13 protein-coding genes are annotated in these 13,693 nt (G+C 52.6%); 8 read left to right on the top strand and 5 right to left on the bottom strand.

The window, feature by feature from the left end; all coding sequences use genetic code 11:
- The first annotated feature begins 73 nt into the window (after positions 1-73).
- Positions 74-1,408, top strand: coding sequence for an ATP-dependent RNA helicase SrmB (srmB, locus tag ACLD11_RS04020; protein WP_000219174.1), 1,335 nt, complete (start codon positions 74-76; stop codon positions 1,406-1,408).
- Positions 1,409-1,425: 17 nt separating this feature from the next.
- On the opposite strand, the gene ACLD11_RS04015 is transcribed toward srmB, so the two are convergent.
- Entirely contained in the window at positions 1,426-2,325 is a 900-nt protein-coding gene (locus ACLD11_RS04015) for a LysR family transcriptional regulator (RefSeq protein ID WP_411014567.1), read from the bottom strand.
- Between the two features lie 102 nt (positions 2,326-2,427).
- Between ACLD11_RS04015 and eamB the strand changes: the two genes are divergently transcribed.
- Positions 2,428-3,015 carry a cysteine/O-acetylserine transporter gene (gene eamB / locus ACLD11_RS04010; RefSeq protein ID WP_000188410.1) on the top strand — a complete coding sequence of 196 codons (588 nt, stop codon included), beginning with the start codon at positions 2,428-2,430 and terminating at the stop codon, positions 3,013-3,015.
- Positions 3,016-3,076: 61 nt separating this feature from the next.
- Here eamB and grcA read toward each other — a convergent pair whose 3' ends face one another.
- Positions 3,077-3,460, bottom strand: a complete 384-nt coding sequence (grcA, locus tag ACLD11_RS04005; protein WP_000627811.1) for an autonomous glycyl radical cofactor GrcA — start codon at positions 3,458-3,460, stop codon at positions 3,077-3,079.
- 318 nt (positions 3,461-3,778) lie between these two features.
- Between grcA and ung the strand changes: the two genes are divergently transcribed.
- A complete protein-coding gene (ung, locus tag ACLD11_RS04000; RefSeq protein WP_000179978.1) occupies positions 3,779-4,468 on the top strand; it encodes a uracil-DNA glycosylase in 690 nt (229 codons plus the stop codon).
- A 115-nt stretch (positions 4,469-4,583) separates the two neighbouring features.
- Here ung and ACLD11_RS03995 read toward each other — a convergent pair whose 3' ends face one another.
- Positions 4,584-5,621, bottom strand: coding sequence for a tRNA/rRNA methyltransferase (locus ACLD11_RS03995; protein ID WP_079944019.1), 1,038 nt, complete (start codon positions 5,619-5,621; stop codon positions 4,584-4,586).
- 203 nt (positions 5,622-5,824) lie between these two features.
- Here ACLD11_RS03995 and trxC point away from each other — a divergent pair, with 203 nt between their 5' ends.
- From trxC to ACLD11_RS03970, 5 genes are all read left to right on the top strand, one after another.
- Entirely contained in the window at positions 5,825-6,244 is a 420-nt protein-coding gene (gene trxC, locus ACLD11_RS03990; RefSeq protein ID WP_001098732.1) for a thioredoxin TrxC, read from the top strand.
- Positions 6,245-6,316: 72 nt separating this feature from the next.
- Positions 6,317-6,997: a tRNA-uridine aminocarboxypropyltransferase gene (tapT, locus tag ACLD11_RS03985; protein WP_000183642.1), complete on the top strand. Its 681-nt coding sequence runs from the start codon at positions 6,317-6,319 to the stop codon at positions 6,995-6,997.
- Positions 6,998-7,050: 53 nt separating this feature from the next.
- A complete protein-coding gene (gene pat / locus ACLD11_RS03980) occupies positions 7,051-9,711 on the top strand; it encodes a protein lysine acetyltransferase (RefSeq protein ID WP_411014566.1) in 2,661 nt (886 codons plus the stop codon).
- 114 nt (positions 9,712-9,825) lie between these two features.
- On the top strand, positions 9,826-11,181 hold the full coding sequence (gene pssA / locus ACLD11_RS03975) for a CDP-diacylglycerol--serine O-phosphatidyltransferase (RefSeq protein ID WP_411012267.1): 1,356 nt from the start codon (positions 9,826-9,828) through the stop codon (positions 11,179-11,181).
- A gap of 44 nt (positions 11,182-11,225) precedes the next feature.
- Entirely contained in the window at positions 11,226-11,549 is a 324-nt protein-coding gene (locus ACLD11_RS03970; RefSeq protein WP_001264473.1) for a YfiM family lipoprotein, read from the top strand.
- Here the strand turns inward: ACLD11_RS03970 and ACLD11_RS03965 are convergent.
- Complete coding sequence (locus tag ACLD11_RS03965; RefSeq protein WP_183049962.1) at positions 11,546-12,847, bottom strand: MFS transporter; 1,302 nt, start codon at positions 12,845-12,847, stop codon at positions 11,546-11,548. The two genes, ACLD11_RS03970 and ACLD11_RS03965, sit on opposite strands and share 4 nt — an antisense overlap.
- A gap of 103 nt (positions 12,848-12,950) precedes the next feature.
- Positions 12,951-13,406, bottom strand: coding sequence for a DUF4385 domain-containing protein (locus ACLD11_RS03960; protein ID WP_411014565.1), 456 nt, complete (start codon positions 13,404-13,406; stop codon positions 12,951-12,953).
- Positions 13,407-13,693: the final 287 nt, after the last annotated feature.

Here is a 13,693-nt window from a genome sequence, read left to right as displayed (position 1 = left end):
AGGGATATCCATACAAACAGATGAAGATTGCGGCCGTAACGTCTATAATCAGCGCCCCACACAGAGGTAGAACATGACTGTAACGACTTTTTCCGAACTTGAACTCGACGAAAGCCTGCTGGATGCCCTCCAGGATAAAGGTTTCACTCGCCCGACCGCCATTCAGGCTGCCGCCATTCCGCCTGCGCTCGATGGCCGTGATGTACTCGGTTCTGCGCCGACAGGCACCGGTAAAACGGCGGCATATCTGCTGCCGGCGTTGCAGCACCTGCTCGACTTTCCGCGTAAAAAATCGGGGCCGCCGCGCATTCTGATCCTGACGCCAACCCGCGAACTGGCAATGCAGGTTGCCGATCACGCTCGTGAACTGGCTAAGCATACTCATCTGGATATCGCCACGATTACCGGCGGCGTGGCCTATATGAACCATGCTGAAGTGTTTAGCGAAAACCAGGATATCGTGGTCGCCACAACGGGCCGTCTGCTGCAATATATAAAAGAAGAGAACTTTGACTGCCGGGCGGTTGAAACACTGATCCTTGACGAAGCTGACCGGATGCTCGACATGGGCTTCGCTCAGGACATTGAACATATCGCCGGTGAGACCCGCTGGCGTAAACAGACGATGCTGTTCTCCGCCACGCTGGAAGGCGATGCGATTAAAGATTTTGCCGAGCGCCTGCTGGAAGACCCGGTTGAGGTTTCCGCCAATCCGTCAACCCGCGAGCGTAAGAAAATTCACCAGTGGTACTACCGTGCCGACAATTTCGAACATAAAGTTGCGCTGTTGAAGCACCTGCTAAAACAAGACGATGCAACCCGTTCTATCGTGTTTGTACGTAAACGTGAACGCGTCCATGAACTGGCTGAAACGCTGCGTCTGGCAGGGATCAACAATTGCTATCTTGAAGGTGAGATGGCGCAGATCAAACGTAACGAAGGTATTAAGCGTCTCACCGACGGTCGCGTTAACGTGCTGGTCGCGACCGACGTCGCGGCACGCGGGATTGATATTCCTGACGTCAGCCACGTCATTAACTTCGACATGCCGCGCAGTGGCGATACCTATCTGCATCGTATTGGTCGTACAGGCCGTGCGGGTCGCAAAGGCACTGCAATCTCGCTGGTAGAAGCCCACGACCATCTGTTGCTGCTGAAAATCGGTCGCTACATCGAAGAGCCGCTAAAAGCGCGCGTCATTGATGAGCTTCGCCCGACCACGCGTGCGCCCAGCGAAAAGCTGACCGGCAAACCGTCGAAAAAAGTGCTGGCGAAACGCGCCGAGAAGAAAAAAGAGAAAGAAAAAGAGAAGCCGCGCGTGAAGAAACGTCACCGCGATACAAAAAATATCGGTAAGCGCCGCAAGCCAAGCGGTACGAAAATGCAGGAGCAATCCAGCGAAGAGTGATGATAATGCCGGGTTCGTTAACCCGGCATTTTTTTATCTTCCACGGTAAAACACGCCTCCATACACTGCATAAATATCTGCATTGCCGGGCTGAGCGCTTTCCCGGCATGATGGGCGCACAGCGCCATGATCGATAGCGACGGCGCGCCAAACGGCAGCTCTTTCAACTGACCGGTACTAAGTTCTCGTTCAACGGTAAAACGTGGTAAAAAGCTGATGCCCAGGTTAGCAGCCACACACTGTTTAATGCTTTCAATACTCCACAGTTCAATGGTGTTTTCCAGCGTAATCCGCCTCTGCCGTAGCGTACTTTCAAACAGCTGGCGGAAGACACATTGCGGTTCATTGATGATGAAGCTACAGGGGATATGCTGATCTGGCTGCGTAAAATCAGCATCCTGTAGCAGTGGAGAGGCCACCAGCGCCAGCGACTGCTCCCCCAGTTGCTGCATCGTGAGCGCGTCATCATTGCCTACGCGATAAAAAACGCCCAGATCGACCTCGTCATTCAGCAACGCATCACGTATCACATAGCAATTCAGCGATTGTAGCGACAATCTGACATTCGGCGCTCGCAGCTTAAAGCGTTGTAAAACCTGCGGCATTTTGTACGCCAGTAAGGTTTCACCTGTCGCCACGCGCAGCTCTCCGCCGGGTTCCGCATCCTGTCTTGCGGCTTCACGAATCAACTCCATCACACGCGTCAGTTCATGGATATGCGGCATCAGCTTTTTCCCCTCATTGGTCAGGCACATTCGGCGCCCTATTTTCTCGAACAGTTGCAGGGAAAACTCACGTTCAAGCTGTTGAATATGAAAAGTTACCGTCGACTGAGTGCAGCACAGCTTTTGCGAAGCCCGCAGAAACGAGCCCTCTTCCACTACCGTTTTCAGCGTAATAAACCGACGCAGATCCATGACCACCAACCTATCGAAAATCTCGAATTCAGAATTAAAAAACATTCATTTTTTTAAATATTTCATATCGGGTACTGTCTGCTAAAACAGAGGAGATGACAAGTGACACCGATGCTTTTAAGCGCTTTCTGGACTTATACATTAATCACCGCCCTTACCCCCGGCCCTAACAATATTCTCGCGCTTAGCGCAGCAACTGCACATGGTTTTCGGCAGAGTATTCGTGTACTGGCAGGTATGAGTCTGGGATTTTTGGTCGTCATGCTGCTGTGCGCCGGGATCGCGTTTTCCCTTGCGGTTATCGATCCGGCAATCATTCATTTGCTCAGTTGGGTGGGGGCTGCGTATATCCTGTGGCTGGCGTGGAAAATTGCCACCAGTCCAGCGGCGGATGAGAAGGTCAGACCAAAACCGGTTGGCTTTTGGGTAAGCTTTGGCCTGCAGTTTGTGAACGTCAAAATTATTCTGTACGGCATTACCGCTCTGTCTACATTTGTTTTACCGCAAACGCAGGCGCTGAACTGGGTCATCGGCGTCAGTATATTGCTGGCATTGATCGGCACGTTCGGTAATGTGTGTTGGGCGCTGGCGGGACATCTGTTTCAGCGGGCGTTTCGCCATTATGGTCGCCAGTTAAATATCATTCTGGCGTTACTGCTGGTGTACTGCGCGGTGCGGATTTTTTACTGACCCAAATAAAACAAAAGCGGAAAAGGCCCGGCCTCTTCCGCTTGTTATTACCGGATAAGCCTTACAGGCTTTCGGTAAAGGTACGAGCGATAACGTCGCGCTGCTGTTCCGGCGTCAGGGAGTTAAAACGCACCGCATAACCAGAAACACGAATAGTCAGCTGCGGGTATTTTTCCGGATGCTTAACCGCATCTTCCAGAGTTTCGCGACGCAGAACGTTAACGTTCAGATGCTGACCGCCTTCAACGCGTACTTCCGGTTTAACTTCCATCGGAATTTCACGGTATTCAATCTCGCCCAGTTTGCTGACAGCCACAACTTCATCTTCAGCAAAGCCGGATTTTGCAACGATGCAGCGCGCTTCGCCTTTTTCGCTGTCCAGCAGCCAGAAGGAATTCAGCAGGTCGTCGTTAGCGGCTTTAGTAATCTGGATACCTGTAATCATGTGATGCCTCCCCAGGCAAAATTATTTGATTTCGGTCGGCCTAATCCCGGCCAATTGGTAAAACCATTGTTGCTTGAGTGTATATATACCCTTCGATCACCCTTCATTCTTTGATTTAAATCAATAAAAACCACACCATAAAAAGGGTAATGAAGGGAATTTATTGTTTTACATCAACTTACACCATTCAGACCTATAAACTTTTTACATAAATTTTCAACTATCTTTTGTAGGTAACCGTTTTTGTAGCACGCAGGATTTTGCACTGCAGAAAGAAGCAGTTAAGCTAAGGGAACTGGAAATTCGCAGGAGAGCGAGATGGCGACTGAGTTAACCTGGCACGATGTGCTGGCTGATGAGAAACAGCAACCTTACTTTATCAATACGCTTCACACTGTTGCTGGCGAGCGTCAGTCGGGTATCACGGTCTACCCGCCGCAAAAAGATGTGTTTAATGCCTTTCGCTTCACGGAACTGGGCGACGTTAAGGTGGTGATCCTGGGACAAGATCCTTACCACGGCCCCGGCCAGGCACATGGTCTGGCGTTTTCCGTGCGTCCTGGGATCGCTCCCCCGCCGTCATTAGTGAATATGTACAAAGAGCTGGAAGCCTCCATTCCCGGCTTTGTTCGCCCCGCGCACGGTTATCTGGAAAGCTGGGCGCGCCAGGGCGTACTGTTACTGAATACGGTGCTCACGGTACGGGCAGGCCAGGCGCACTCTCATGCCAGCCTGGGGTGGGAAACCTTTACGGATAAAGTGATAAGCCTGATTAACCAACACCGCGAAGGGGTCGTCTTCCTGCTGTGGGGCTCGCACGCCCAGAAGAAAGGCGCGATTATTGATCCACAGCGCCACCATATTCTGAAAGCTCCGCATCCCTCGCCACTCTCTGCGCACCGCGGATTTTTTGGCTGTAACCATTTTGCGCTAACGAACCAATGGCTGGAACAACACGGCGAGAAAACTATCGACTGGACGCCAGTATTACCGGCTGAGAGTGAATAACGTTGGCGACTCGCCGTTTTATCGCCCGGATAACGGCGCGAAAGCGCCTTGTCTGACCGGGCGGTAGGAAGTACATAATCGGCCCGGTGCGCGTTGCGCCACCGGGCTGCAGCCCTTACGCTTTATTCTGTCGCCACCACTCGGCGAGCAGCACGCCTGTCGCAACCGACACATTCAGGCTTTCCACGTTCCCGGTGCCGTTAATTTTCACGCACAGATCGTCGGGTTCGCGCGCCGCTTCCGGCAGGTAGTCATATTCACGGCCTAAGACCAGCACCATCTTTTCCGGCAGGGTCGTACTAAAGAGCGCCTGACCGCGTTCGCTGGACGTCGTCACCACGGTGTACCCCGCCTGACGAAAGTCATCCAGTACGTCAACAATGCTTTCACCAGTGATTGGCTGGACATGCTCCGCCCCGCCTTCCGCGGTACGAATCGCCGCGCCGGACTCCAGCAACGCCGCATCCTGTACCACCACGCCTTTCACGCCGAAGTGCGCGCAGCTACGCATCATGCCGCCCAGATTATGCGGGTTAGCGACATCTTCCAACGCCAGCACGCAGTCTTGATCCGCCGCCTGCTTTACCCATTGCGTAACGGTCGTACCGTTACGCTTTTTAATCAGGAAACACACGCCACCGTGGTGCTCAGTCCCGGAAGCTTTTGCCAGTTCGGCTTCATCCACCACATGGTAGGCTTTACGATTCGCCGCCATCCAGCGCAGCGCCTCTTTAAAACGCGGCGTTACGCTTTGGATAAACCATGCGCGCACGATGGCGTCAGGACGGCTCTGGAATAACGCCTGGCAGGCGTTTTCACCGTAGACGCGTGTCTCTTCCGCACGCTGGCGACGCAAAACTTCAGGGTCGATAAAACTTTTACCGCTAATACCACCATGATCGACTTTCTCAGGAGTTTCATCGCCTGGCGCGCGGGACACGGTGCGCCACGGCGAAGTTTCATGTTTACGGTCACGGCTCTGATTATTTCGCTCATCACGGGCGGGGCGACGTCCACCGTCAGTGCGAGACTTTGCTGGGCGGCCTCCCCCTTTCCCGGTACGCGGGTTATGGGTGCGTTTATCAGAGTCATCATCACTACGGACATACATCACTTTGACTTTGCCGCTTTTGTTTTTTAATTCATCGTTCATGCTTTTCTCCACCAGCGCTGCGCGAAGCGCGAAGATTACCCGATGTGCATCCGGTTAGCCATGATTTCGTTTAAAAGCTTGCGACTATTGTACTCATTGAATAAAACACATTGTTGTTTAGCACAGACTCCTCGATAATATGTAACATTATAGAAACATCCCGCGCGTAGCGGGACGTCTTCCGACGTATTCAGAGGTTAGCTATGAACACCGTTTGTACCCATTGTCAGGCCATTAACCGCATCCCCGACGATCGGCTTCAGGACGCGGCAAAATGTGGACGCTGCGGTCATGAGTTGTTTGACGGAGAAGTCATTAATGCGACCGGCGAAACGCTGGACAAACTGTTGAAGGACGATCTTCCAGTGGTGATCGACTTTTGGGCACCCTGGTGCGGCCCTTGCCGTAACTTTGCGCCAATCTTCGAGGATGTCGCAGAAGAGCGCAGCGGTAAAGTCCGTTTCGTCAAAGTGAATACCGAGGCGGAACGGGAACTCAGCGCCCGTTTCGGTATTCGCAGCATCCCGACGATTATGATTTTTAAACATGGACAGGTGGTCGATATGCTTAATGGCGCAGTGCCTAAAGCGCCTTTCGACAGCTGGCTGAACGAAGCGCTGTAAACGCCACGGGGCGCATCTTGTGCCCCGTTTTCACCTCTGCCACAATAGCGTTTTTCTCCGCAAACGCTTTCTATGACCAATAACGCTGTCCTTCAGTTACGCGCCGAACGGCTTGCGCGCGCTACTCGCCCTTTTCTTGCCAGAGGCAATCGGGTTCGCCGCTGTCAACGCTGCCTGCTGCCGCTAAAATCTTGCCTGTGTGATACGTTAACGCCTTCTCAGGCGAAAAGCCGTTTTTGTCTGGTCATGTTTGACACTGAACCGATGAAACCCAGCAATACCGGCCGACTGATAGCCGATATTTTGCCGGATACCGCGGCGTTTCAGTGGTCGCGTACCGAGCCGCCGCAGGCGTTGCTGGAGCTGGTACAGCATCCGGATTATCAGCCGATAGTGGTCTTTCCTGCGTCCTACGCCGGCGAAGCGCGCGAGGTCATTTCCACCCCGCCCGCCGGGAAACCGCCGCTGTTTATCATGCTGGACGGCACCTGGCCCGAAGCACGTAAAATGTTTCGTAAAAGCCCTTATCTGGATCATCTGCCGGTCATTTCCGTCGATTTATCGCGTCTTTCAGCTTATCGTCTGCGTGAAATCCATGCCGAAGGGCAATATTGTACCGCCGAAGTCGCGATAGCGTTGTTAGATCTGGCGGGAGATACCGAGGCGGCAACCAGTTTAGGTGAACATTTTACCCGTTTTAAAACGCGCTATCTGGCAGGAAAAACGCAACACCCGGGAAACGTCACAGCATAAAATAGCGAAAGCGTTTAAAATTATCCGGTCACTTCTGTGTAAGGGAAACCGGTATGAGCCAGCAAGGACTGGAAGCGCTACTGCGACCAAAATCGATCGCGGTGATTGGCGCATCAATGAAGCCCTACCGCGCGGGTTATCTGATGATGCGTAACTTGTTGGCGGGCGGATTCAATGGCCCCGTCCTTCCCGTGACGCCCGCCTGGAAAGCCGTTTTAGGCGTCATGGCCTGGTCGGATATCGCCAGTCTTCCTTTTACTCCCGATCTGGCTATTTTATGCACTAACGCCAGCCGTAACCTGGCGTTACTGGACGCGCTTGGCGCGAAAGGGTGTAAAACATGCATTATCCTTTCTGCTCCCACGTCGCAACATGAAGAACTTCTTGCCTGTGCCCGGCATTATAAAATGCGTCTGCTGGGTCCAAACAGTCTTGGGCTCCTCGCGCCGTGGCAAGGGCTGAATGCCAGCTTTTCTCCCGTCCCGATTAAACAGGGCAAGCTCGCTTTTATTTCCCAGTCTGCCGCTGTTTCCAATACTATTCTTGACTGGGCACAACAGCGTGAAATGGGCTTCTCCTACTTTATCGCGTTGGGCGATAGCCTGGATATTGATGTCGATGAACTACTGGACTATCTGGCGCGCGACAGCAAGACCAGCGCGATTTTGCTCTACCTGGAACAGTTAAGCGACGCCCGCCGTTTTGTTTCCGCCGCCCGTAGCGCTTCACGTAACAAACCGATTCTGGTGATTAAAAGCGGCCGAAGCCCGGCAGCCCAGCGTTTACTTAATACCAGCGCGGGAATGGACCCTGCGTGGGATGCGGCCATCCAGCGCGCAGGCCTGCTGCGAGTCCAGGATACGCACGAGCTTTTTTCCGCCGTCGAAACACTGAGCCATATGCGTCCGCTACGCGGCGACAGACTGATGATTATCAGCAATGGCGCCGCGCCTGCCGCGCTGGCGTTAGATGAGTTGTGGTCGCGTAACGGCAAGCTGGCGACGTTGAGCGAAGAGACCTGCCTGCAATTACGGCAGGCGCTTCCCGCGCACATTGATATTGCCAATCCGCTGGATCTGTGTGATGACGCCAGCAGCGAACATTACGTCAAAACGCTGGATATCCTGCTCGCCAGTCAGGATTTTGACGCGCTTATGGTTATCCACTCTCCCAGCGCTGCCGCGCCGGGTACGGAAAGCGCCCATGCTCTGATCGAGACGATTAAACGCCACCCCAGAGGCAAGTTTGTTACGCTGCTGACAAACTGGTGCGGCGAGTTCTCGTCTCAGGAAGCAAGACGGCTATTCAGCGAAGCCGGCTTACCAACCTACCGCACGCCGGAAGGCACGATTACCGCGTTTATGCATATGGTGGAATACCGGCGTAACCAGAAGCAACTGCGGGAAACGCCAGCGCTGCCGAGTAACCTGACGTCCAATACCGCTGAGGCGCATAATCTGTTACAGCGGGCGATTGCGGAAGGCGCCACCTCACTGGATACCCATGAAGTACAGCCGATTTTACACGCCTATGGGCTGCACACGCTCCCAACCTGGATTGCCAGCGACAGCGCTGAAGCGGTGCATATCGCCGAACAGATAGGCTATCCGGTAGCTCTCAAGCTACGCTCGCCCGACATTCCGCATAAATCTGAAGTTCAGGGGGTCATGCTTTACCTGCGAACCGCAAGCGAGGTACAACAGGCCGCGAACGCCATTTTCGATCGTGTAAAGATGGCCTGGCCGCAGGCGCGGATTCACGGTTTGCTGGTACAAAGCATGGCTAACCGCGCCGGCGCGCAGGAGCTTCGTGTGGTGGTCGAGCACGATCCGGTATTTGGTCCTTTGATTATGTTGGGTGAAGGCGGCGTAGAGTGGCGTCCGGAAGAGCAGGCGGTCGTCGCGCTGCCGCCGCTCAACATGAATCTGGCGCGCTATCTGGTGATTCAGGGCATTAAACAGCGGAAAATTCGCGCCCGTAGCGCGCTGCGTCCGCTGGATATTGTCGGTTTAAGCCAGTTGCTGGTCCAGGTTTCAAACCTGATTGTCGATTGCCCGGAAATTCAGCGTCTGGATATCCATCCGTTGCTGGCTTCCGCCAGTGAGTTTACCGCGCTGGATGTGACGCTGGATATTGCCCCGTTTGATGGCGATAACGAAAGTCGACTTGCGGTACGCCCCTATCCCCACCAGCTTGAAGAGTGGGTGGAGATGAAAAATGGCGATCGCTGCCTGTTCCGTCCTATCCTGCCGGAAGATGAGCCCCAACTGCGACAATTCATCGCACAGGTCACCAAAGAGGATCTTTACTACCGTTATTTCAGCGAGATCAACGAATTCACCCATGAAGATTTAGCCAACATGACGCAGATCGACTACGATCGAGAAATGGCCTTTGTGGCCGTGAGGCGGATGGACAACGCTGAAGAGATCCTCGGCGTAACGCGCGCGATCTCCGATCCTGACAACGTAGATGCCGAGTTTGCCGTATTGGTGCGTTCAGATCTCAAAGGGTTGGGTTTAGGACGCCGTTTAATGGAGAAATTGATTGCCTATACTCGCGATCACGGATTGAAGCGGCTGAACGGTATTACGATGCCGAACAATCGCGGCATGGTCGCGCTGGCCAGAAAACTGGGATTTCAGGTCGATATTCAGCTCGACGAGGGCATCGTGGGATTGACGCTGAATCTGGCCAAATGTGATGAATCGTGAGTAATGTACTGGAAATGTTGACCACTTTAACGGGTACTGATGTTATTATTGCTCGCTTATGTCGTCTGCATAGCACAGAGGACCCTTCAATGAACAGAGAAGAAATGCACTGTGATGTTGTCAAAATTTAAGCGTAATAAACATCAACAACACCTTGCCCAACTCCCTAAGATTTCTCAGTCAGTTGATGATGTAGATTTCTTTTATACTCCTGCTACTTTTCGGGAGACACTGCTGGAGAAAATCGCCAGCGCGACGCAGCGTATTTGTATCGTTGCCCTGTATCTGGAACAGGACGATGGGGGTAAAGGTATACTCGACGCGCTCTATGCGGCTAAACGGCAGCGTCCTGAACTGGACGTGAGGGTGCTGGTCGACTGGCATCGCGCGCAACGCGGGCGCATTGGCGCAGCAGCCTCGAATACCAATGCAGACTGGTATTGCCAACTGGCGCAGGAAAACCCCGGCATTGATGTCCCGGTTTACGGCGTACCGATTAATACGCGAGAAGCGCTTGGCGTACTGCATTTTAAAGGCTTTATCATTGATGATAGCGTCCTGTACAGCGGCGCCAGCCTGAACGATGTCTATCTCCATCAGCATGACAAATATCGCTACGATCGCTACCAGCTGATTCGCAATCGGCAAATGGCAGACATCATGTTTGACTGGGTGACGCAGAATCTGATGAATGGCCGTGGTGTGAATCGTCTGGATAATACCCAGCGTCCGAAAAGCCCGGAGATTAAAAACGATATCCGCTTATACCGTCAGGAGCTGCGTGATGCGTCATATCATTTTCAGGGTGACGCTAATGACGAGCAGCTCTCCGTTACGCCGCTGGTCGGGCTTGGCAAATCCAGTCTGCTGAACAAAACCATTTTCCATCTCATGCCCTGTGCGGAGCATAAGCTCACCATTTGTACCCCTTACTTCAATCTACCAGCGGTACTGGTGCGGAATATTATTCAGCTACTGCGCGACGGAAAGAAAGTCGAAATCATTGTTGGCGATAAAACCGCGAATGATTTTTACATTCCGGAAGATGAACCGTTCAAGATCATTGGCGCGTTACCCTATCTCTATGAGATTAACCTGCGCCGCTTCCTGAGCCGTTTACAGTATTACGTCAATACCGATCAGCTTGTGGTGCGTCTGTGGAAAGATGACGACAATACCTATCATTTGAAAGGGATGTGGGTAGATGATAAATGGATGCTACTCACCGGCAACAATCTGAATCCTCGCGCCTGGCGTCTGGATCTGGAAAACGCCATTCTGATCCACGATCCTAAGCAGGAGCTTGCCCCTCAGCGGGAAAAAGAGCTGGAACTTATCCGAACGCACACAACCATCGTAAAACATTATCGTGACCTGCAGAGCATTGCCGACTATCCGATAAAAGTGCGTAAATTGATTCGCCGCCTGCGCCGGATCCGCATCGACAGATTAATTAGCCGTATCCTGTAATCGAAGCCCCGTCCTGTACGGGGTTTTCTCTTAGGAGTGAACTGGTGCGCGTGTTGATTCCTTTTACGGTGTTGTTTCTCTCCGGGTGCAGCCATCTGGCTAACGACCACTGGAGCGGTCAGGATAAAGCCCAACATTTTATGGCATCAGCGATGCTATCGGCAGCCGGTAATGAGTATGCGCGTCACCAGGGAGTAAGCCCTGACCGCAGCGCAGCGATAGGGCTGATGTTTTCTTTGAGTCTCGGAGCCTCAAAAGAACTCTGGGACAGCCGCCCGGAAGGCAGCGGCTGGAGCTGGAAAGATTTTGTCTGGGATGTCGCTGGCGCGACAACCGGTTACGCTATCTGGCAAATGGCGCGATACTAAAGGCGTAAGCCCTTTCCTTTACGGTGCAACATCAACGAAACCAGGAAAGCCAGAACGGCCATCGCGGTAACATACCAGAAGAACGAACTCTCCATACCGACAGATTTTAGCGACAGCGCGACATATTCCGCAGAGCCGCCAAATAACGCGTTTGCTACCGCGTAAGATAAACCGACGCCCAGGGCGCGAACCTGCGCCGGAAACATCTCCGCTTTCAGGATCCCGCTAATTGAGGTATAGAAACTCACGATCAATAGCGCGCACATCACTAAAGCAAATGCGGCATAAGGCGACGTCACATTCTGCAACGCGGAGAGAATTGGAACAGTGAAAAGCGTCGCGAGCGCGCCAAAACATAGCATAGAGGTGCGCCTGCCAATCTTATCGGATAACGCGCCGAATAACGGCTGCACCAACATGAAAACACACAGCGCGACCGTCATAATGCCGCTGGCGACATTGGCATGCATACCTGCTGTATTTACCAGATATTTCTGCATATAGGTGGTGAAGGTATAAAAGCACAGCGAGCCTGCCGCGGTGAAACCAAGCACCATCAAAAAGGCTTTGCGATTACGCCACAAACCTTTCAACGAACCGGCTTCTTTTAACGCGCGAGTCTCATGCTTCGAGGTTTCATCCAGCTGGCGACGTAGCCATAACGCCACAACCGCCAGCACGGCGCCCAGCGCAAAGGGAATACGCCATCCCCAGGCACGAAGCTCAGCATCCTCCAGAACCTGCTGCAAAACCACAACGACCAGCAATGCCAGTAGTTGGCCACCGATAAGCGTAACGTACTGAAACGAGGCGAAAAATCCCTTACGACCTTCAAGCGCAACTTCACTCATATATGTCGCGCTGGTCCCATACTCTCCCCCTACCGAGAGCCCCTGAAATAACCTTGCAATAAGTAGCAGCGCCGGTGCCCAGGTACCGATGGTATCGTAACCGGGTAAACAGGCAATCACCAGCGACCCCATGCACATCATGCACACCGAAATCAACATTGAGGCTTTGCGCCCGCGTCGATCGGCAATGCGTCCAAACAGCCAACCACCGATAGGTCGCATTAAAAAACCGGCGGCAAAGACACCTGCCGTTTGCAAAAGCTGAGTGGTGGTATTACCAGAGGGAAAGAAGATATGTGCAAAATAGAGCGAGCAGAAAGAGTAGACGTAGAAATCAAACCATTCCACTAAGTTTCCGGAAGATGCTCCCACGATAGCCCATATGCGTCGCCGCATTTCCGGAGCCTCAGCGTTGTTTTTATCTATACGTTGAATAATTTCTGCCATACTGTTCTCCTTGTTGCCAGGCTTAATCGGCCTTTTATTTTGGAGATTCAGATTACGCGAGACAAAAAAGTAAATAAAGTGTTAATTATTTGTTTGCTAATTTTTATCCCCACTGTGCCTGATGCTGGCGTTTCCGTTTAAGATAGTCTTCGTCCTGACGAATTTTATCCCACCAACCTTTGAAAACCGTTGCCGCCGCGGCCTTAATAGGATCATTACCCCGTGTATTCAGGCTACCGTCTTCTGCATACTTTTTACCGCCTTTATAGTTAGCGTATCGCCTGGCGCGGGTATATCCCATCTGAATAAATTTACGCGCCATGTCCATACCAACGAAATCATCCTGCTGCCGGTAAGCTTCGAACAACTGGTAGATCTGCTCTGCGGATTTCATCGCCGATGCTTCATCTTTATAGCGCCAGAAAGGAAGAATTTCGCTTTTGTAGGGTTCAACCAGTAACACCCCCTGCTCGCCTCGTCCAACCTGATACAATTCAGGCTGCTGGCGGAAGTCGATGCTGGAAAAGTCCTGCTGGTAGTTAAAAGGTTTGATAGCCAATGAAAATCCTCACTGCTTATATAAGCACGTGTAAAGGATAGTTCATCGTTAACGATTGGGTGGGTTGTGCTCTTATCGGTTCTACAAGAGCACCAGCTTCGTAGGCGGGATAATTCCTGTAGGCCGGATAAGGCGGAGCCGCCATCCGGCGGTGCAGGTTGCCTGATGGCGCTGCGCTTATCAGGCCTACGGTTTTACAGTTACCACACACGCAAAAAAGCCCGTCCGAGCAGGATGGGCTTCTTCACTTGTCTGATGCCTGGCAGTTTATGGCGGGCGTCCTGCCC

Source organism: Salmonella sp. 741265116_PST (genome assembly GCF_046567715.1).
GTDB classification, from domain to species: domain Bacteria; phylum Pseudomonadota; class Gammaproteobacteria; order Enterobacterales; family Enterobacteriaceae; genus Salmonella; species Salmonella enterica.
Note: the sequence above shows the minus strand (reverse complement) of the source record. Positions and strands in the feature narration are given on the sequence as shown.

Bases quoted from the DNA above. Each gene is read 5' to 3' on its own strand.
- ACLD11_RS03995 (WP_079944019.1), bottom strand. From the start codon at position 5,621: ATGAACGATGAATTAAAAAACAAAAGCGGCAAAGTCAAAGTGATGTAT.
- ACLD11_RS04015 (WP_411014567.1), bottom strand. From the start codon at position 2,325: ATGGATCTGCGTCGGTTTATTACGCTGAAAACGGTAGTGGAAGAGGGC.
- pssA (WP_411012267.1), top strand. From the start codon at position 9,826: ATGTTGTCAAAATTTAAGCGTAATAAACATCAACAACACCTTGCCCAA.
- ACLD11_RS03965 (WP_183049962.1), bottom strand. From the start codon at position 12,847: ATGGCAGAAATTATTCAACGTATAGATAAAAACAACGCTGAGGCTCCG.
- trxC (WP_001098732.1), top strand. From the start codon at position 5,825: ATGAACACCGTTTGTACCCATTGTCAGGCCATTAACCGCATCCCCGAC.
- tapT (WP_000183642.1), top strand. From the start codon at position 6,317: ATGACCAATAACGCTGTCCTTCAGTTACGCGCCGAACGGCTTGCGCGC.
- pat (WP_411014566.1), top strand. From the start codon at position 7,051: ATGAGCCAGCAAGGACTGGAAGCGCTACTGCGACCAAAATCGATCGCG.
- ung (WP_000179978.1), top strand. From the start codon at position 3,779: ATGGCGACTGAGTTAACCTGGCACGATGTGCTGGCTGATGAGAAACAG.
- srmB (WP_000219174.1), top strand. From the start codon at position 74: ATGACTGTAACGACTTTTTCCGAACTTGAACTCGACGAAAGCCTGCTG.
- grcA (WP_000627811.1), bottom strand. From the start codon at position 3,460: ATGATTACAGGTATCCAGATTACTAAAGCCGCTAACGACGACCTGCTG.